This window comes from Microbulbifer jejuensis (assembly GCF_047289955.1).
Taxonomy (GTDB): domain Bacteria; phylum Pseudomonadota; class Gammaproteobacteria; order Pseudomonadales; family Cellvibrionaceae; genus Microbulbifer.
In genome coordinates, this window is record NZ_JBLBUB010000039.1 from 11,987 (window position 1) to 32,825 (window position 20,839).

Below are 20,839 nucleotides of genomic sequence, written 5' to 3' on the forward strand. Positions count from 1 at the left end.
ACAGGCTTCAGTGGTGGCGCTTTTCTTTCTGGTCTACAGAATATTCTGTATAAAAATCCGTGTTATCCAGACAGAAGCAACCCGAATGCACGTTGAGTATTTTATTGCATCGTGCCACTTCGCCAGGCCCCTCTCTATGATGTGGCTTTGAACTATGGCAGTTGGCATACCACTGTTACTATCGGGCCGGAAGGAAAGAATACCCCTCTCCCGGGGCGTGTTGTGAATACATCCCTGTACGTTCGTCATCGGCATCCATGCCGCAGACGATCCTGGCACAGGGGTATGCTTCCCTCCTGCCTTGCGAGAAAGTTCCGGGATACACTGCTGACAAAACCTGTTCACCAAGTCAGCAAAGACTTCCATTTTAAAAAAGCATTGTTGGGTTTTGCCAGGTGTCTCCGGACAGAAGGCTTCAACACAGGGTTTCATAGGGAGTTTCGACAAGTACGAAGGGTTTTGATCGCTGCGGTGAGTGACAGCCCTGGTTTGACACACTCCCACAATGCTTGCGCCAGGGCAGGGGGGAATTCAGGTTCCTTAACACACGCCAGGCGGCAAATGAGTGGGACAGTGTGACCACGACGAAGGCGGCACAGACCAAACGTCCTTTACACAAAAAGAAGATATATGCGCCAATAGGGTTTATAGGTATTGCATCTTCATCTAATTGACGTATTGTTCATCAGAAATGTAACCGGTTACATTTCAATATCAGCGGTAAGCCCGCAAAAACAACAACAGTGTATACAAAGGTGCGAGCCGCACAGAAGCGGTGTTTCGCTACGGGCAGATGTATGGACAGAAAGGTGAGAATGGGGATGGTTGGCGGTGGAGAAGGGGGCTTTATCGGCCCGATTCACCGTATGGCCGCTGCGCTTGATGGTGAGGTTGCACTGGTAGCCGGCTGCTTCAGCAACAACCCCGAGCGGAGCCGGACCAGTGGAGAACAACTCGGGCTGCCGGCAGATCGGGTCTACTCGGATTACCAGCAAATGATGCGCGCAGAGTCTGCGCGCAGTTGCGACGAGCGCATGGAGTTTGTCGCTGTGGTAACGCCCAATCACTGGCACCTGCCGGTGTCAGTTGCCGCCCTGGAAGCGGGCTTTCATGTGCTTTCGGATAAGCCGGCTGCCCGCACACTGGAAGAAGTGCTCGAACTCAAAAAGGTGGTCGAGGCATCCGGGCGACTGTACGGGCTGACCCATACCTACGCCGCCTATCCCATGGTGATGCAAGCGCGGGATATGGTGCAGTCAAAGGTACTGGGCCCTGTCCGCCGTGTCAGTGTTGCCTACGCTCAGGGCTGGCTGGCACAGCCGGATGACACCCACAGCAGCAAACAGGCGCACTGGCGCACCGACCCTCAACGCGCCGGGGAGAGCGGTTGTTTTGCCGATATCGGCACCCATGCGCACCACCTGGTTGAATACATTACCGGTCAGTGGGTAACCGCGATCTGTGCAGATCTGCAAACGGCGGTTGCCGGCCGGCTTCTGGATGATGATGGTGCAGCGTTGTTCAAATTGGAGAGTGGTGCCCGCGGCACCCTAATGGCAAGCCAAGTGTGTGGGGGCGAGGGCAACAACCTGAATATCAGTGTCCACTGCGAACTGGGCTCCCTTTTCTGGGAGCAGGAGAACCCGAACCGGTTGCAGGTAAAGCGCCGGGGACAGGCTGACGCCGTGTATCGGGCTGGCGTCGATAGTGCCTACCTGGACGAAAAGGTTCGCGCACGGTTGAGAACGCCGCAGGGACATCCGGAGGGCTACATCGAAGCCTTCGCCAATCTTTACCGGGATTTTGCCGCCATGGTCCGGTGCAAGCGGCATGGCCGGGCCATAGAGGGTGTGCATGCTGTGGGAGACATTGCAGTGGGAGTGCGCAGCATGGCGTTTGTGCGTGGTGCTATCCAAAGCAGCAGCCAATCTGCCTGGGTGCCACTAAGGCCCTACTGGGGTCAGCGGGGATGATCGCAACTGCTAACAGTTTCTGATTGATGTACAGCTGTAGAAAGGATAACAAAGAATGAAGGCACCGAGCATTCAGGGGCCGGGAATTTTTCTCGCCCAGTTTCTGCCCACAGGCGACGCACCGGCTTCACTTGCGTCGATGGCGGCCTGGGCGGCAGGTCTGGGTTATAAAGGCATACAGATTCCCACTTGGGACAAACGTATTTTCGACTTGGCGTTGGCTTGCAACAGCCAAGCCTATTGCGACGATATTCTCGGGGTCTGCCATGCCGCGGGTGTAGAGATTACCGAGCTTTCCACCCATCTGCAGGGGCAGTTGGTAGCGGCACACCCGGCCTACAGCGAGATGCTGGATATTTTTGCCCCCGCCGGGGTTCGCGGAAATCTGCAGGGCCGCGCACAGTGGGCGCACTCGCAGCTGGTTAAGGCGGCGCAAGCCAGTGCGAACCTGAAACTCAAATCCCACGCAACTTTTTCCGGAGCACTGCTCTGGCACACTGTCTACCCTTGGCCCCAGCGCCCCGCCATGCTGGTGGAAGAGGGCTTTCGCGAGCTGGCCCGGTTGTGGCGACCGATACTGGAGGCATTTGATCGCGCCGGTGTCGATGTCTGTTATGAACTGCATCCGGGCGAGGACCTGCACGATGGGTTGACCTTCGAGCGCTTTCTGCAAGCGGTTGACCACCACCCCAGAGCCAACATTCTCTACGATCCCAGCCACCTGTTGCTGCAGCAGATGGATTACCTCGCCTTTATTGATCTCTACCACGAGCGCATCAAGGCTTTTCATGTGAAGGATGCGGAATTCCGCCCCAATGGCAGGGCCGGTGTCTATGGCGGCTACGCACCCTGGATAGAACGCCCCGGTCGATTTCGTTCCCTCGGCGATGGCCAAGTGGATTTTCGCGGGATCTTCAGCAAGCTGACCCAGTACGGATTTGATCGGTGGGCGGTTTTGGAGTGGGAGTGCTGTATCAAGGATCAACAGCAAGGGGCCCGCGAGGGTGCGCCTTTTATCCGCGATCACCTGATTACCGTCGCAGACAAGGCCTTTGACGATTTCGCCGGAGCGAAATCCGACAGCGCGCGCAATCGCAGGATACTCGGCCTACGGTAGAGTCTTTCCACTAGCGCGAATAATGCCATTGCGCAGTTTATAAAAATAACGGGCACGGAGATTGGATCAATGCACCCACCTGCACCACCACTGAGCAGAAATCTTTTTCTGGTAGGCAACCTCTCTATTTTTATGATCGGGTTGGGGTTCGCCGTCAGGGCGTCCATTGCGGGGAATCTGCAATCGGATATTTACGACCAGATTGATCTCGCCAACTCCACCACCATGGTGGGTGAGGCCCTGGGTTTCACTTTCACCGGCTTTGCCCTCACGCTGCTGTTTGGCAGTGCCCTGGTGGACCTTGTCGGTATCAAGCGGATGTTGCTGCTCTCCGCAATCGGCTATGTACTCGGCAGCCTGCTGATTATTATTGCCTCCCTGACACCTCCCATTACCGGTGTAGAAAACCTGGTGCTGGCGGGACTGCTGTTGACCGGGCTTGGTTGGGGGGCGGTGGAAGCGGCCAGCAATCCAATGGTCGCCGCCAGCGACCCCGCCAACAAAACCCACCGCCTGAATGTTCTGCACGCCTGGTGGCCGGCGGGCATTGTGGTGGGCGGTCTGTTGGGGCTGGCAATCTCCGCGCTGGAATGGCCCTGGCAGTTGAACCTGGCGGTACTGGTGTTGCCAGCGCTGGTTATGGCCTGGCTTGTAGTGATAACGGATTTCCCGGTCACCGAGCGGGTGTCCTCCGGGGTCAGCTATGAGGAGATGTTCAAAGAGGTATTCAAGCACCCTATGTTTATCCTGTTGTGGCTGTGCATGTGGCTGACGGCGGCGACAGAACTGGCGCCCGGTCAGTGGGTAGATCTGACACTCTCGCGGGTAGTGGGCATGAAAGGCATCCTGATCCTGGTATATGTGAGCATGTTGATGTTTGTGATGCGGCATTTTGCCGGGCAGTTGGCGAAATGGCTGTCCCCTGTGGGGCTGCTCTGGGTCAGCAGCCTGCTTGCGGCGGTGGGACTGTATAGCTTGAGTCTGGCGCGCTCCCCGGTGAGTGCATTTTTGGCGGCAACCGTCTGGGGAATCGGTGTCTGTTATATGTGGCCCACCATGCTGGCCACGGTGTCCGAACGCTTTGTGCGTGGCGGTGCGCTGTTTCTTGGGCTACTGGGTTTTGCCGGCGGCTTGTCCATACAATTCATATTGCCGCAGTTGGGGGCGGTCTTCGACCGCACAAAAATAGAAGCTGCCGGTGGCCTTGAGGCTTTCGAGCAGTTGCGTGGTGCGGAGCTCGATGCGGTGCTGGTGACTGCCTCGGTGCAATCCTTCCAGTCACTGGCGGTGGTGCCCCTGTTTTTGCTACCGATTTTCGGGTTTATTTGGTTCTGGGATCGCAGGCGCAGAATCCGCGTTGACAAACATGCGGCCGACGATTCGGCACCCTCGCCAGCGGGGGATCAGCCCTAATCCGACCCGGGTAAACTAACTTTTTACAGAAAATATACAGGTACATATGTCGAACATTCGCGAAGTTGCCCGGCGTTCCGGGGTATCGGTGGCAACTGTGTCCCGGACTTTGAAGGACCCGAAAGTGGTTTCCCCGCAAACCAGGGCGCGGGTACTGAAGGCGGTGGATGAGGTCGGTTACAGGCCCAATCTCCTGGCCAGGAATTTCAGTTCCGGTAAATCGTTTGCGGTGATGGTGCTGGTGCCCAATATTGCCAATCCCTTTTTTTCCAGGGTAATCCGGGGCATTGAAAAGGCCGCTCAGGATCAGGGCTATTCGGTGCTGTTGGGCGATACAAAAGGGCAACCGGCCAACGAACAGTTTTACGCGGGCATGGCATTAACCAATCAGGCAGACGGACTGATCCAACTGGACAGCAGTTATCCTTTTGCCGACAAGGACGCCACCCTGGCGGCATCTGTGCCGATGGTCAATGCCTGTGAGCGCATCGCCGAGGATGACCGTTACCCGGTGGTTGAGCTGGATAACCGCGGCGCGGCACAGGCCATTGCACAACACTTGATGGAATTGGGGCACAGCCGCATCGGAGTGATTACCGGGCCCGTGGCAAGCCCGATTGTGCGCGACCGCCTGGCGGGATTTCGCCAGGCACTGGAAAAGCACGGGCTGCAGCTTGACTCAGGACGCGTGACAGAAGGGGAATTTACCATGCCATCGGGGCAGCGGGGTGCCGAGGCGCTGCTCTCGGCCGCCCATGCACCGACGGCGATTTTCTGTATGAATGACGAAATGGCGATTGGTGCCATTCACCAGGCCAAGAAGATGGGATTGACAGTGCCGGGGGATGTGTCTATTGCCGGATTCGATAACATCGAGTTCTCGCAGTTCACCGATCCCCCCCTGACCACCATCGACCAGCCCGCGGAGGCATTGGGGCGCTACGCCATGGAAACCCTGCGCCTGATGATTGACGCAAAGCCGTTGAAATCCAGCCGCACCATTTTGCCTTTTAATCTGGTGCTACGGGAAAGCACAGGCCCCCTTCAGGATGTTTGAGACCAGTATCGCCCGACCGGTTGAGCCCGGTGGAGCGGGAAATTACCGCATAGTTTGGAGAGCATAACGATGAGAATATTGATAAAAACCCGTGCCGGTCGATTGTTGATGCTGGTCCTTCCATTGCTGATGGCCTCCGCCGGTTGTGAGCGCACAGGGGAAATCGCCGCCAAGCAAGCGGATGCTGAGTGGGTCGACCTGTTCGACGGTGAGACACTCGGAGGCTGGACCGGGGTCAACGGTACCCAAGCCGGCGGCGCATGGCAGGTGCTCGACGGCAATCTGGTGCTCACCGCCGGAGGGGCGGGGGACCTGATAACGGCAGAGCAGTTTGCCGACTTTGAACTGGCCCTGGAGTGGAAAATCTCCCAGGGGGGTAACAGCGGTATTATTTATCGCGCTGCCAGTGGGGATGCACCGGTGTGGATGAGTGGCATGGAGTATCAGGTACTCGACAATAGGGCTTTCCCCAACCTGGAAAAACCCAGCCACAGCGCCGGCGCTGTGTTTGACCTGTATGCGCCGAGCGCTGCAAAAGCGAAACCTGCCGGGCAGTACAACAAAACACGTATTCGATTGCAGGATGGTCGGGTCGAGCACTGGCTCAATGGTACCAGGATCGTGAGTTATCGGCTCTGGTCTGACGACTGGAAGACGCGCTTCGCCAGAAGCAAGTTTTCCAATTATCCCGGGTTTGCGCGCAGCACAAGGGGCCATATCGCCCTGCAGGACCATGGCGATAAAGTCTGGTATCGAAAGATCAAAATCCGCAGGCTTTGATCCATGGGACTCTCGCAGTGGATATCCGGCAAATGCGGATCTTCCCGTTGTGTGCCGGTTTGACTCGCTGCCCCCGGGGGAGTTCGCTGTCCAAGGCAGGATCTCTATGGGGCAGTGTGCTTTAATCAAAAATTATTTATTTTTAATGTAACCGGTTACAGTATGAAAAATGATAATAAATTATATTCAATGCATGGTATGGCTGCAGACATCGCAACTTTTGCGCCGCTTTCTGGTACCCCCAAGGGACTAATCAAGGGTGGTTTGCTGGAAGAAAGCGAGTAAAAATTTTCCCAATAATGTAACCGGTTACAATTTTCTTGAAATGCAAACTGAAAAAATTACAAACAAATAAAAAATAATTGATGAATTTGGAGGGTGCTATGCCGAGTGAGGATTTTGAAAAGAAACAGTACGACGCCCTGATTGTGGGTTCCGGGGCGGGGGGCGGCATGGCTGCCTATGTGCTGGCAACCGCCGGGCTCAAGGTGCTGATGCTGGAAGCGGGGCGATCCTATGACCCGGTTCAGGAAACCCCCATGTTCAATCTGCCCAAGGATGCGCCGCTGCGTGGCGGCGGCACACCGGATAAGCCTTTCGGGTTTTACGATGCGACCGTGGACGGCGGTTGGACAGTACCCGGTGAGCCCTACACCCAGGCATCCCGTGAGCGGGGCAGGCGCTTTGACTGGTGGCGCGCCCGCATGCTGGGGGGGCGTACCAACCACTGGGGACGCATTTCACTGCGTATGGGCAAGTACGATTTCAAACCCTATTCCCGCGATGGACTCGGTTTTGACTGGCCCATCGATTATGAAGACCTGGCACCTTACTATGACAAGACCGAGATGTTGATCGGTGTCTACGGTTCCAATGAGGGACTGGAGAACACCCCGAATTCTCCCAAAGGCATTTTACTACCCCCGCCGAAACCCCGCGCCTACGAACTGCTGGCCAAAAAAGCCTGTGACAAGCTGGGCATCCCCGTGATTCCGGCACATCTCGCGATCCTAAGCGAGCGCCTTGACCACGATACTATCCCGCACAAACTCTTCCCCGACAACAAGCTCGCACAAGAGGTAACCCGTGCATCCATGCAGTCCCGCGCAGCCTGTTTTTGGGCCACGCCCTGCGGGCGCGGCTGCTCGATCAAGGCAAATTTCCAGTCGACCACTGTGCTGCTGCCGCCGGCACTGGCCACTGGAAATCTGGATATGATTACCGATGCCATGGTGCGTGAGGTCGCCGTCGATAAGCAAGGCAATGCCAGCGGGGTTGTCTATATCGATAAAAACACCCGCCGGGAAAAGTTCGTCAGTGCCCGCGCCGTGGTGGTTGCGGCCAGTGCCGCCGAGACCTCACGTATTCTTCTCAATTCAAAAAGTACACTGTTCCCCGACGGCCTCGCCAACGGTAGTGGTGTCGTGGGCAAATACCTGATGGATACCGTGGGTGCCGGTGTGGGTGGACAGATTCCCGCATTGGAAAACCTGCCCGCCCATAACGAGGACGGTGCCTCCGCAATGCATATGTATATGCCTTGGTGGCTGTACAGGGAGCAGTTGCGTGGAGACCTGGATTTTGCCCGGGGTTACCACATTGAATTTGGCGGTGGCCGCAATATGCCGGGTGCCGGCGCCTTCGGCGGCATGGGGGACTTTACCGCCGGCGCTTTTGGCAGGGATTTCAAGCAAGCCTGCCGACGCTACTACGGCTCCTTTGTCTGGTTCGATGGTCGTGGGGAGATGATCCCCAACGATGACAGCTATTGCGAAATTGATACAGACCAGGTGGACCAGTGGGGCATCCCGGTGCTGAAATTCCACTGGCAGTGGAGTGCGCAGGAACTGAACCAGGCTGCGCACATGCACAAAACCTTTGCTGAAATTATCAAAGGCATGGGAGGCAAGGTGACCTCCACCGTGCATACAGACGGTGCCAAGGCAATTATCAATGGGGGTGCGATCATCCACGAAGTGGGCACCGCGCGCATGGGTTCCAATGCGAGGGACTCTGTACTCAATCCTTACTGCCAGTCCTGGGAGGTTCCCAACCTCTTTCTCACCGACGGCGCCCCCTTTGTTTCCAATGCCGATAAAAACCCAACCCTGACCATTATGGCGCTGGCTTGGCGTACCTGTGACCACATCGTGGACCAGTTCAAGAAGAGGAACATCTGATATGAGCGAGGAAAAAACCAACCTGGGCCGCCGCAATGTCTTGCGTTTGATCGCGACCACCGCCGCTGCAGTTCCGGTGATTGGCTGTTCGGAGAAGGTCGCGCAAAAGGTGGTGGTGGAGGAGGACAAGCCAGCGGCAAAACCCGCGGTGAAAAACCTGGATGCTCCAAAACAAACCCTGGCCAGGGGAACCCCGACAGACCCGGATCTGCTCAATCCAGTAGTGCCCTGGGAGATGCAGCTGGATGCGGGCGAGTTGGCGGTACTGGCGGCTCTGTGCGATGTGATTATCCCGGCAGATGAAATCTCCCCCAGCGCTTCCTCTGTGGGGGCACAGAACTACATCAACGAATATGTCAGTGCGCCTTATGCCAACAACAAAGCGGACTTTGTCACCGTGCGTGGCGGGGTTGTCTGGCTGGATGGGGAGTCCAGGCGCAGGTTCGATGCGCCCTTTATCGAGCTGAGTGAATCCCAAAAAACCGCGATCTGTGAAGACATCAGGTGGACCCGCACCGCAAAGCCGGAGTTCCGGGCTGGCGCGCGTTTCTTTGCCAAGATCAGGGTTCTCACGGCAACCGCTTTCTACACCACCGAGGAAGGTATGGCGGATATCGGCTACCTGGGCAACAGGCCCATGGCCAGCTTCCCCGGAGCACCGCCCGAGGTACTAAAGCGACTCGGCCTGGATAGCTGAGTACCCCCCTATGGCGTCAACCCGCGGGAAAGCGGGTTGCCATTTAAAAAAACGTAAACCAGGGACGGGTAGACCCGAAGCCGGGGCTTATTCCGATAGCTTGGCATTGAAGCATGCCGGGTCGAGAGGGTGAGCGGGAGGCCCGGACAATAATAAAAGAGGCGTTGAGCAATGAAAGAAAAATCCCTAAAAACAAACCGTCAAGTGGAATTATTGCGTACATCCGCCAGTGTGCTGGTGCTGTGCAGTATTGTCGGTATAACACAGGCGCAGAGTTCGGAGGAGGAAGCAACAGAGAGCCCGGCCCTTGAGGAAGTGGTGGTACTGGGTATTCGCCAGAGCATGGAGAAAAATCTCAATGTGAAGCGTTTTTCCAACGCGGTGGTAGATTCAATTACCGCTGTGGATATCGGTAAATTTCCTGATAAAAACGTGGCGGACGCCCTGCAGCGGGTGCCCGGGGTGTCCATCGTCCGCAGTGGCGGGGAAGGCGCGCGGGTCAGTATCCGCGGTACTGCGCCGGAGCTGACCTTCACCCAACTGAACGGTAATTATATCGCCACGCCGGGTGATGATCCGTCACGGTCTTTCTCCTATACGCTGTTGCCGTCGGCGATGATTTCCCGCGCGGATGTCTACAAGAGTCCCGAAGCAAAACTGGATGAAGGGGGAATCGGCGGTACCGTGGTTTTGCATACCCGCAGGCCCCTGGATCTGGATGCGGGAGAGGGTAGGGTAGCCGTGGAGACCACTTATGCGGATGTCACCCGGAAGTATGAGCCCCAGTTCACGGGTTTTTACTCCTGGAAAAATGATCAGGAGACCGTTGGTGTGTTGTTTGGCTATTCCAGGCAGGATCGCCAGAACCGCGTTATTAGCACCTCGGTAGAAAACTGGGGCTGGCAGGGTGATGAAGCACCGCAGGAGGGCACAGAGGCCAGAGGTTCCCTGGTGGATATCGACGGTAACGAATACCGGGATTTTTATGCCCCCAGGGCCGTGGTGGGCAGTGTCTTTGAGGAGGCGCGCACCCGCGAGGGAATGCAGTTCAGTGCCCAGTGGCGCCCGCTGGAGCAGTTGGAATTCGGCTTCAATTATTTTCGCTTTGAACAGGGGGGCAATTCAGAAAACTATCGCATCGTATTTCCTGAGTGGAACTATGGTGATGCCATTGCCCCTGGTGGTCTTAAGTTTGATGAGGATGGCGATACCTTGCTCGGCATCGGCATGCTGGACAGGGGCCAGACACAATTGCAGTCGCCGCAGGTAGCCGGCGACTACACGCGCGCGAAATACAGTTCCGATACCCTGGATTTCAATGTCAGTTATCAGGGGGATGGTTATAGCCTGCGCCTGGTTGTAGGGAATACCGGCGCGGAAGGGGGGCCGTCTGAGAAGTTGTTTGCATCGGTGAACGCGCGCTATGGTACCGTGACTGATTGGAGCTGGGATCTCAGCAGTGGCACCGCGGAGATTGATACCAGTGCCGATCTGGGCGACCCCAATACCTATCCCCTGTACGACTGGTTCTCTTCTCATTGGGCCAGCAGTGAAGATCAGGAAAACTACTACCAGATGGATGTATCCATTGATATGGATTATGGCTGGTTCAGCGCCCTGGACCTGGGACTGAAATACCGCGATCACGAAATTAACCGGCGGATTACTAGGCAGGCTTGGGACGATGACAAGCCCCCTTGCCCGACCATCAATTGGGGTGGTGTCGACGGTGCCTGTTATCCCTGGTGGCCGGACGACTCCTTCCACACGGATCCCAGTGGCGTGCCGGATACCATCGATATTCTTTCGGATGGCCCGCTCGACAATATTATTGGCGGCGTCAATGTGCCCGGCTTTGCCTACCTGAAGTTTGAGAAATTGAAAGCGTTTCTCTATGAGACTTACGGTGATCCTACGGTGCTTATTGAGACGAACCAGGTGTATCGCATTGGCGAAGAAGTCACCGCGGCCTATGTACAGCAGAATTTCGCCTCGTCCTTTTTGCGCGGAAACTTTGGTATTCGCGCGGTGCAGACCCAACAGTATGCGCGCACCTTTGATAATATCGAGGGGCAGCTACAGGATGAGCCCAATGTTCGCGATAGCAGCAACACCGATATTCTGCCGAGCGCCAATATTGCCTGGGATATTTCCGATCAACTGGTCATGCGTGCAGCTCTTGCACGGGTAATTGCGCGGGTGGATTACTCCGACCTGGGTGGCTCTGAAACGATCCACGCCCCGCTACCCGATCCGAACAATCCGAATCTGCCGTCGCCAGGCCCGAGGACTGGCTATGCGGGCAACGCCGAACTGGAACCCTACAATGCGGATCAGTTTGACCTGGGTCTGGAGTGGTATTTCGACGATGCCTCGGCAATGGGACTGACCCTGTTCCAGAAGGATATCGCCTCTTTCGTGATCAACGGCAGCTCCATAGTCACCAGGGAAATTAAAGGTGAAACTGTGAAGGTGGCCATGAATATGCCCCTCAACGGTACCGATGCCACTGCCCGGGGTGTGGAACTGTTTGCGCAGTATGCCTTTGATAACGGTTTTGGGGTGCTTGCCAACTACACCTATACGGATACAGAGTTGGCGGAGATTGATCTCGAAGGGGTTAAATCCAAAACAGAGATTGCGGGTACCTCCAAAGACCAGTACAACTTGTCGGTGTACTACGAGACCAACGACTTCAGTGTGCGGGCCTCCTACAACTATCGCAGCGCCTATGCAGATGGTTTCCACAACGGTATCAATACCTTTACCGATGAGTACGATCAGGTGGATGTGAACGCATCCTATACCCTGATGGACTCCCTTGTGCTCTCCGCTTCAATTATCAACCTGACCGAGGAAAAGGTGGACCGCTACTGGGGGGAAAAGAACCGGGTGTATGGCTCCTATTATTCCGGTCGCCGCGCCTACCTGGGTCTGACGTATAGTTTCTGATGTCCCGGCGCCGTGTGGGCAGTTTTTTTTGTTCACACGGTTTTGAAACCCTGTTGAGCGGTAAACGGGCCATGGGGCTTATCGATTGATTGGCTGCTCGATAGTGCCTATGCTGGCGTGATATTTACCGCCCTGATTGCGCGCTGTTATCTCTATGCTAGCTCGGATTTTGCACGACTTCAGATACAAAAACAGCGGAAAGTCACATCATGGCTGGTGTTTAAAGTAGCCCAATAAGAAATTCCGCGTGCAAAAATGCTACCAGCCTGAACTCAGTGTTTTTTTATTTCCCGTCGCAAAATCACCGCAGAATTCACTGGCGGTGATTTGACCTCCAATGCCGGCCTGCTGCTCCTGAGAAAGTGCGACCGCCGCCTGGGCTTGGCTCGCTCCGTTGCGGGTGTCGTTTATGATCTACGAGATCCCGCCGAGTTGAACAGAGCCCCGAACAACTAGTGCGATAGAGGCTGCTGGCAATTGCTCTCGACTTTGTGGGTCTTAACGATCACGACCAGCTGCGCTTCGACAGTGTCCTCCAAACCCGCTCCCAACGCCTGCCAGTGTGTCGGTTTGAGCAACAGCAGAAACGCTCTCTGGCAGCCAACCTTCACAAAGTGCTATTTGACCAATTCGTTTCCCACTACAAGAAATCGCCCAAATCGTGCTGTCAGACTCTTTACAGAAAAAGTTTAAATATTGAATCTGTGTGTTCTAAGCAGGTATAAAATGTCAAATTATACAGTTAAGTTTCTGTGATGGCGTTTTATTGATTTAATAGGAAAGGATATGGTATAAAAATTCATTATAGGGTGGATGCCAAAAGTGATTTAATGTTATTAAAAATAATAAAATTTAATCGAATAAAGTGATGTTTTTAGTACAGTGTACAAAGGTATGCAGCTTTGTTTGGTGTGGCGATGCTGTGACTGCGAAGCCGTGAACCACTTTGTGGTTCACGGGCCAGCTTGTCGGGTAGGCCATAGGTTTCTCTTTTTGTGCCTTGAATAGCATGAATGCTTGAAAAAAGTGAACTAGCTGGCGGCCAGTGTGAAGAATTTACGAGGAAGGAATAGGGTAGAGTTTGTCGCTGAGCATCGCGATAAGCTGGCTCAGCGCCGTCCACTGAGTCAAGCCAGTAGGCGCCTGAGCGAATTGCGCAAACGGCACGAGCGTATTTTGGCCGAGGATATTTCGCAAAAGACCAAGTAACTGAAATTGGATGCAATTCAGAAGCGGATCAATGTGGTGGTGGCTAAAGTTTTACAGAAATGATAAATTTAATGTGGCTTTTTATGGATCGATCGCACCAGTTAGGGATGCAGATACAGATGAAGACGAAAGTGCAACTGCACACTCCTTCTGTATAATATTTCACGATTCGCGTAAGATTTTTTCAGCTTAGACTCAGGCTGGAGTTGCTAAAGCTGCACTAATAGTATTTTGAAAATTGGTTGAATTTATATAGGGTTTATTAAAATATGGACAGGATCAAGCTTCGATTTACTTTTATTATACTTTTAGCATTTTCAAATTTGGTATTTGCCGTTCCACCACCGCCAGATGAGGGATGCACGGGCAGTGCGCCATCAGTCAGCGGGGTTACATTGCCGACATCGGATACAGATGGAAGTTATACGTTAGGGTATTCTTTGCCTAGTATTTTTTTTACTTATTGTAGTGAGATATTGATTGAAGAAAGCAGGGATGGCGGCAGTTACGTAGCTATTGGTGGTGGGGCTCCAGGAAATCATAACGTAAACTTTTCTGGGAAAGATTCAGCAGTGTATAAATATAGAATAAAGCATTTTTATTTTGGTGATATTAACGGAGGGCGGTGGATCTATTCCAACGAAATTAAGGTTGTCAGAAAACCTAATAGCCCGAATAGTACCAGCTTTTCCAACAATGAAAGTGGTGCAGACAAGGATGGGGTATTTAATCTCAATTGGGCTGCCTCAAGTACACCGCCAAAAGTAACCGGATACCAAGTCTCTCAATGCAAGGGTTCCTGTAGCAGTAGCAGCGGTACCTGGTCGCAAATCTACTCCGCAGCCAATACGGGAGTCCGGTCTATAAAGGTACCGGGTTCTGGTAAGCTGGCAAATGGAACTTATAAATACCGTGTACGCGCATTTGTAACGATCAGTGGTACCTCCAAGTATAGTGATTGGCGTTACAGCCCTTCAATTACTGTCGCTGTACCGCCTCCACGACCAGCCTCAATCAGCGTGCCCGGCTACGTCTCCTCCAGCAGTGCCAATCTGAGCTGGGCCGCCAGCAGCGGTGCCACCCGCTACGAACTGCAGCAGCGCAAAGATGGCGGCAGCTGGAGTAACATTTATTCCGGCAGTGCCACCAATACCCGTGTTGACAGCCTGGAGCACGGCAGTGTCTACCGTTTCAGGGTGCGCGCCTGCAATGCTGCTTGCTCTTCCTACCGGGAGAGTGGCGATCTGGAAGTGTATATCCGCCCCGGTGTGCCCAGCCCCAGCGTCTCTCCTAGCAACAGCCTCGATGGCAAATACACCGTGAGCTGGAACAGCAAACCATTTGCCACCCGTTACCAACTTGTCAACGAAGGTGGCACTGTGGAGTATAACGGGGCCGGCTTGAGCAAGGACTTTACCGGTATTGGCAACGGCACCTACCGCTACAAGGTGCGCGCCTGCAATGCCAAGGACACCTGCTCGGCCTACTCCTCCCTGGTTGAGGTAACGGTGAATCGCGATGTGAGCAAGCCGGTGCTATCGATTACCCAGCCAACACCGAATATTGGCGGCAAGCTGACACTCACCTGGACAAAAATCACCAAGGGTGGGCTCAGCGTTAACTATAAGGTGATAGATAGCGACAATAACCAAGTTTACCGGGGTCCGGCCCGCAGCCACATGCTCAGTAATTTAAGTGATGGTCGCCACTGCTACCGAGTGCGGGCGGAGACCGCAACGGATCAATCCGGCTATTCACCGGAAGCCTGTGTCACCGTGGCCCGGTTGCAGCCGCCGGTGTCCCCGAGCTATATCACGCTGCCGTCTTCCACCGGTGAGGCCTACACGGTCAGCTGGCCGGCAGCCGACAGGGCCGACAGTTATCGCCTGCAGCAGCGCCTGAATGGTGGCAGCTGGCAAACGGTGTACAGCGGTGCCGTTCGTACTTATCACTATAACAACACCACGTCGCCGGTGTACGGCACCCATGACTACCGTGTGCAGGCTGTCAACCAGGCGGGTGCATCGGCCTATAGCGATGTCTATAGCGTGACTTTGGAAGTGGACCCCACGGTACAGATTCGCAAGCAGCTTTACTACAACGAGGCCGACGCTGTTCCGGCGGCCCAGGAAAATCCGGCCCAGGGTATCTTCTCGCGGGACAAGGCTGCATTCCGTTACCTGGATTTGATGTATATCGTCGACGCCAACACCAATACGGTGATCAACCGCTTTGCCAGTGGCGAGCCGACGGTAGAGTTTTCCTCCCTGTATGACACTGCCGAGCGCAACCGCGCCACAGCGGTGGAAGCCTTTATTTTCGAGCAGCTGACGCACTTCCCGGACAATGAAAACCTGCAGCGTTTCACCCTGGACGTCTACTATGATCGCGCAGTGGCGGAGATGATCCTGGCCAATGAGGCCCTGGATAAAGCCCGCATCAGCCGTTTGCGCAACGAAGCGGTGAGTGTCGAGGTTGGGTATATCGAAGCTGCACATCAGCTGCTGGATGACGCCCTGGAGCAGTACGACTCGCTGTTGCAGTATGCTCCGGAGTTCCTGGCCCAGTGGGGGGCCTCGCGGGGGCAAATCAGCCCGCGTTACTACGACCCCAACGACCTGGCGCAGAAAGACGTGACTCCAGCGGAGCGGCTGTTTACCGGCTACAAGGATGTCACCATGCTCTATCAGTTGATGGGCAGGCTGGCCTCCACCAAGGTACAGCAGGCGCGCCTGGCGGTAGTGGCGGGGCAGACCAATACTACAATACTGGCGCAGCTGACCGAGGAGATGAACACGCTGCGCAGCGATCTGGTGGCCAGGGAGCAGTCTCTGCGCGCGATTTTCCCGGGCATCGACTTTACCCAGGTAACGGGATTTTCCGGTCTGCCCGAAGCGGTGTCTGCATGGCAAAGCCATATTATCGATTTGGAAAATGCCGTGAACTGGCTTGCCGGCGACACCAATATTCTGGGCCTGCCCCAGGATGCGGTGCTGCTGGTACAGGGCTACGGCATTGACGGCAATACCGAGTTTGATTCCTTTAACGCACTGAGTGATTTTCTCGGCAATGACAGCAGTGGTCCCATCGCCACAGCGCAGAGCAGCCTGGCCGCGGCGAGAACCAGCTACGACACCTACCGCCACAGCGCCGACATCCTGGCCACGGAGTACACCGATCGCCACCAGCAACTGGGCAACTGGCTGTTCAGTTTGCTCGGGGTGGACTTTCCAGACAATTGTTTTGAGGAAAGTTGTGTAATCGCTACCGAAGAGGCACTGGAAGGCAGTGAGATCTCGTTGCAGGCGAACAATATCGATATCGCCCAGATCGCTCTGGATCGCAATCTGCAGAGTATGGAAAACCTGCTTGCTGCGATTGAAATCGAAATTGATCGACGCGCGGCGGAAGAGGGCATTGTCGACGGGCAGTCGAAAATCATCCTGGATTACGGCTCGCAGCAGGCCACGATTGCACAGCAGATTGCCAAGGTTCGCAAAGAGGCGGAGCAATCCAGAAAGCGCTCAAATATTTTTAAAACAGTGGTCTCCACTGTGGCAGCCTTTTACACGGGCAATTGGGTACAGGTGGCCCAGACGGCAGAGCAGGTGATGGAGAACAACCGCAATATCAAAAGTATTAAAAAGGTCGGCAAGCTGGAAGCGGAGAGTATTCGTCTGGCGGCGGAGGAGCGCGCTGCGCTGAATGACAGCACCAACCGGCTGCTGGATGTGGAAAGCAAAGCGCGGGTGCGCACCATGTGGCTGGAGGCCAATACCATCGCCCTGGATATCGCCCAGGCGGAAGCGACGCTGGAGCAGGAGAGCGAACGTCTGGCGGGTATGCTCAACCAGGCGCAGCGGGTGGTGAGCCAGATGTTTACCGCCAACAGCAACCTGGCAGAGCGCTACTTTGCCGATCCGATCCACGGCAGCCGCCTGACCACGGAGATGCTGCGCGCGGAGCGTTACTTTGAGGAAGCGCAGAAATGGTTGTTCTACGCCGCCAGCGCACTGGAATACAAATGGCAGGAGCCCTTTGTGGGCCCGGTTAGCCGGGGCAGGAAAGAGGCGGTGTACACCCTGCGCAATGCGGAGGAACTGCGGGACTTCCACAGTGAAATGCTGTCTTTCGACCAGCTGCGCAATCTCAGCGGCACCCAGCAGGCCACGGACACCTTTTCCATCAAGGATCATGTGTTTGGCTATGTGGATACCATCGGGGGTATCGCGCAAACCTATCCCCACCCCGACCCCGCCCAGGCGGATGGCCCGCGCCTAAGCCCGCAGGAGGCCTTCCATGCAAAGCTGCAGCTGTTGTCGCGCAACTTTGGCAGCGATACCTGGGTAACGGTGGAGTTCAGTACCGTGAAAGAATTGCCGCGCAGCAATTTCTTCCTCGGCCCGGTGGTGGCGGGCACGGGCGACCTGGCCTGTCTGGCTACCGGCGGCACCTACCTGGACAAAATCGAGACCATTGAGCTCAATATCCCCGCGAGTTATTCCAGCAGCAGTGAAACCGAGACACCGGCTTTCCTCACCTACGGCGGTACCAGTGTGGTGCGCAGCAAGACGCCGGGTAGACTGGTGGTGAATGAAGACGGTGTGGGTATTGCGGATGAGCTGGTGACCTATAGCACGCGTTTCTGGAATACCGTGGAGGGTTCGCAGCTAGCATTCCGTGACAGTTACCGGGTATCCATGGCGGCGGACCTGGATGTGCTGAGCAGTGAGCCCGGTTCCAGTTCCACCGTCACCAGTGTTTTCAAAGAGCGCAGTGTGGCCGCCACCGGCTGGCGGCTGTCGATCAAGCTGGCGGATCGCTTTGGCCCACTGGTGGACATTGGCGCGATGCAGGATATAGAACTGGTCTTTAATCACCGCTACATTTCCAGGAACTTTGACACCTGTGACGATGACGGTCCCGGCGGCCCGCTGTTGCTGCGCAAGATTGCTCCGCTGCACAAGGCAACTTCGGAGTGATGGGTTAAGCCTGTATCTCCTGTTCCAAGCAGGGTGGGTCCGGCAATCAAACAGGTCTTCTTTCGCCTGTTTGATTGTCGCAACCACCATGCCCGCAGAGCTGTATAAGCATACTGATAGAAAGTGTATGAAGTGATCCCAAAAGTAATGCTCCAAAAATCTATTTAATGCGCATTGCCCAGTTTCATGCCGATTTTAATCAGCTGAAAATTCCACCTGCTCTGCAGTGGAATAATGCTTCTTGTGACGCAGATTTTTCACACAGTTGAATCACGCTGAAATAAACATATTTTAATTAATGCCACTCATTGAGTTGAGTGCTGCCAAATCTCAAACTCTTCTTGCAATATTCAAATCATTGATTCGGCTAAGAATATTGGAGCCCGGTACAATATTGATTCATCCCTTCAGTGGCGAGCATCAGAAATCTGCTGAAAGAGAAATTCTGGTATTGGGTGCCTGCGCAGTTTGAGCGGGTATAAAAATCAAATTATGTGGATTTTGTATTGGCACGTTATTGATTTGCGGGGGAAGGTTGTGTTATAAAAATTAATTATAAGGCAAGAGCTAAAGTTAATTTGGTTCTGTAAAAAATAGTAAAATTTTTCGTATAGGAGTGGGATTCGGGTAAGAGTCGATTGGGTCATTTTGTGATTCATGGACTGTGGTGCCAGGTAGGCCATGGATTCCGCTTTTTAACCTTGAAGATAAGGTTGGAATGCTGAGTGTGAACACTGCCGGTATAAAAGAGATGAAGCCAGAAAGGAAAATTGACAGAGTCATTTTTTTACAGTACTAAAAACAGTGCTGTAACCAAAACTAAAGGCTGGTGTCAGTGAGGTGAAAGCCTAATGTTGCAGGCTGGAATCATCATTCTGCACAGGGATAACTGTATCTCCTTATTTAAAATAAGGTGACGTGTATGACGAGTGCGAAAGCCTCAGAAATTTTGGCAAGATGTATTGATTCATCCGTTGCCGTAGTTAGATCCTCCTAAATTCTATGGGTTTCTGTGCTTTCAAAAATGACAGGATGAGTATCCTTCTTGCGGCATGGAAGAAAGTGGTACTTTGCATAATACAAATAGAATGAGCGGGCATGAATGTTTGAGCGTATCAAGCATGTGCCTACGGCAAGGTTACCGATATAAGCTGATGGATTGCCAGAGGTAAAGCGAAGAGCGTTTGCCATCAGAAAACTGGAAATGTATTAAATCTCTGTGGAAGTTGGCCGAAAGGTGCGGTTATTCAAGTTACTGGGTGTACGTAAAATCGGATGCATTATTGCATTTTCGTGATTAAAAATTTTAAGGAAAAAGGGGTATGACTGGATATTTGAGGTTTGCGAACTGGTTCGCAATTATTGGGGTTGCCTTTTTAATTGGCTTGCCAGAGAAGGTTATGGCCGGTTGTATACTGGATTCTGAACCGCAGCCTGGAAACCAACGGTGGAGTCAATGCAGAGTTGATTTGCCTACTACTGTGGTTAGCCTTTCGGGTCGTGCAGCCACTTTTCGCTGGGATCAATATGCACTGTCATCTGGCGAGAACAGATCCGAAGGCTATACCATTGTACAAGTTTATAATGGTTCCGAGACGGTCATTGACCTCTACCCCCCCTTGACAGGCTCGCGAGTCGTTAATTTAACCAAAGATGGCACCTATTCTTTGTGTGTTAAAGCATCTGGACCCAGTGGCTTTGGTTTAAGGCAGAACTTGAAAACGGAAATAAAGTATGCTTGTAAATCAGTAACCGTCACCTCCACGCCCGCAAATTTAAGCTATCCGAGTGCTGATCTGGACGGCGCCTTTACCGTTAGCTGGTCTGCCAGTTCCGGTGCCAATCGCTATGAACTCTATCGCCGTTTCAATAGCGGTCCCTGGGGCCGGATTTATAATAGCAGCGGCACCAGTGTTAATGAGAGAGGCCTCTCTGCAGGCAGTTATCAGTATCGCGTTCGGGCCTGTACCCCCAATATGTGCAGTGGTTACAAGATGGGAGGACCGATCATTGTTGGGCCACCTCCACGACCCGCCTCAATCAGCGTGCCCGACTATGTCTCTTCCAGCAGTGCCAATCTGAGCTGGGCCGCCAGCAGCGGCGCCACCCGCTACGAACTGCAGCAGCGCAAAGATGGCGGCAGTTGGTCCAGTAACATTTATTCCGGCAGTGCCACCAGTACCCGTGTTGACAATCTGGAGCATGGCAGTGTCTACCGATTCAGGGTGCGCGCCTGTGCCACCTTCTGCTCTTCCTATCGGGAGGGTGGTAATCTGGAAGTGTATTTCCGCCCCGGTGTGCCCAGCCCCGGCGTCTCTCCCGGCAATAGCCTTGATGGCAAATACACCGTGAGCTGGAACAGCAAACCATTTGCCACCCGTTACCAACTTGTCAACGAAGGTGGCACTGTGGAGTATAACGGGGCCGGCTTGAGCAAGGACTTTACCGGTATTGGCAACGGCACCTACCGCTACAAGGT

At 54.3% G+C, this 20,839-nt stretch carries 12 protein-coding genes; all 12 read left to right on the forward strand.

Annotated elements, in window-relative coordinates; translation table 11 throughout:
- Positions 1 to 797 precede the first annotated feature (797 nt).
- Positions 798 to 1,973 (forward strand): Gfo/Idh/MocA family protein, encoded by a 1,176-nt coding sequence (locus tag ACL7TT_RS18920; protein ID WP_413397774.1) that lies wholly within the window; start codon positions 798 to 800, stop codon positions 1,971 to 1,973.
- 55 nt (positions 1,974 to 2,028) lie between these two features.
- Entirely contained in the window at positions 2,029 to 3,090 is a 1,062-nt protein-coding gene (locus tag ACL7TT_RS18925) for a sugar phosphate isomerase/epimerase family protein (protein WP_413397775.1), read from the forward strand.
- Between the two features lie 69 nt (positions 3,091 to 3,159).
- Positions 3,160 to 4,503, forward strand: coding sequence for an MFS transporter (locus ACL7TT_RS18930; RefSeq protein WP_413397776.1), 1,344 nt, complete (start codon positions 3,160 to 3,162; stop codon positions 4,501 to 4,503).
- 46 nt (positions 4,504 to 4,549) lie between these two features.
- On the forward strand, positions 4,550 to 5,560 hold the full coding sequence (locus ACL7TT_RS18935) for a LacI family DNA-binding transcriptional regulator (protein WP_413397777.1): 1,011 nt from the start codon (positions 4,550 to 4,552) through the stop codon (positions 5,558 to 5,560).
- A 69-nt stretch (positions 5,561 to 5,629) separates the two neighbouring features.
- Positions 5,630 to 6,340: a 3-keto-disaccharide hydrolase gene (locus tag ACL7TT_RS18940; RefSeq protein ID WP_413397778.1), complete on the forward strand. Its 711-nt coding sequence runs from the start codon at positions 5,630 to 5,632 to the stop codon at positions 6,338 to 6,340.
- 162 nt (positions 6,341 to 6,502) lie between these two features.
- Positions 6,503 to 6,625 carry a hypothetical protein gene (locus ACL7TT_RS18945; protein WP_413397779.1) on the forward strand — a complete coding sequence of 41 codons (123 nt, stop codon included), beginning with the start codon at positions 6,503 to 6,505 and terminating at the stop codon, positions 6,623 to 6,625.
- Positions 6,626 to 6,723: 98 nt separating this feature from the next.
- Complete coding sequence (locus tag ACL7TT_RS18950; RefSeq protein WP_413397780.1) at positions 6,724 to 8,520, forward strand: GMC oxidoreductase; 1,797 nt, start codon at positions 6,724 to 6,726, stop codon at positions 8,518 to 8,520.
- 1 nt (position 8,521) lies between these two features.
- The gene (locus ACL7TT_RS18955) at positions 8,522 to 9,217 is read left to right on the forward strand and encodes a gluconate 2-dehydrogenase subunit 3 family protein (protein WP_413397781.1); all 696 of its coding nucleotides are present in this window, start codon (positions 8,522 to 8,524) and stop codon (positions 9,215 to 9,217) included.
- 171 nt (positions 9,218 to 9,388) lie between these two features.
- The gene (locus ACL7TT_RS18960) at positions 9,389 to 12,169 is read left to right on the forward strand and encodes a TonB-dependent receptor (protein WP_413397782.1); all 2,781 of its coding nucleotides are present in this window, start codon (positions 9,389 to 9,391) and stop codon (positions 12,167 to 12,169) included.
- A gap of 300 nt (positions 12,170 to 12,469) precedes the next feature.
- A complete protein-coding gene (locus ACL7TT_RS18965) occupies positions 12,470 to 12,625 on the forward strand; it encodes a transposase (protein ID WP_413397785.1) in 156 nt (51 codons plus the stop codon).
- Between the two features lie 1,772 nt (positions 12,626 to 14,397).
- Positions 14,398 to 18,360, forward strand: coding sequence for a fibronectin type III domain-containing protein (locus tag ACL7TT_RS18970; protein ID WP_413397783.1), 3,963 nt, complete (start codon positions 14,398 to 14,400; stop codon positions 18,358 to 18,360).
- 1,715 nt (positions 18,361 to 20,075) lie between these two features.
- Positions 20,076 to 20,839: fibronectin type III domain-containing protein (locus ACL7TT_RS18975; protein ID WP_413397784.1), on the forward strand; the 764-nt coding region annotated here is incomplete at its 3' end.

Bases quoted from the DNA above. Each gene is read 5' to 3' on its own strand.
- ACL7TT_RS18945 (WP_413397779.1), top strand. From the start codon at position 6,503: ATGAAAAATGATAATAAATTATATTCAATGCATGGTATGGCTGCAGAC.
- ACL7TT_RS18960 (WP_413397782.1), top strand. From the start codon at position 9,389: ATGAAAGAAAAATCCCTAAAAACAAACCGTCAAGTGGAATTATTGCGT.
- ACL7TT_RS18950 (WP_413397780.1), top strand. From the start codon at position 6,724: ATGCCGAGTGAGGATTTTGAAAAGAAACAGTACGACGCCCTGATTGTG.
- ACL7TT_RS18920 (WP_413397774.1), top strand. From the start codon at position 798: ATGGACAGAAAGGTGAGAATGGGGATGGTTGGCGGTGGAGAAGGGGGC.
- ACL7TT_RS18930 (WP_413397776.1), top strand. From the start codon at position 3,160: ATGCACCCACCTGCACCACCACTGAGCAGAAATCTTTTTCTGGTAGGC.
- ACL7TT_RS18940 (WP_413397778.1), top strand. From the start codon at position 5,630: ATGAGAATATTGATAAAAACCCGTGCCGGTCGATTGTTGATGCTGGTC.
- ACL7TT_RS18935 (WP_413397777.1), top strand. From the start codon at position 4,550: ATGTCGAACATTCGCGAAGTTGCCCGGCGTTCCGGGGTATCGGTGGCA.
- ACL7TT_RS18925 (WP_413397775.1), top strand. From the start codon at position 2,029: ATGAAGGCACCGAGCATTCAGGGGCCGGGAATTTTTCTCGCCCAGTTT.
- ACL7TT_RS18955 (WP_413397781.1), top strand. From the start codon at position 8,522: ATGAGCGAGGAAAAAACCAACCTGGGCCGCCGCAATGTCTTGCGTTTG.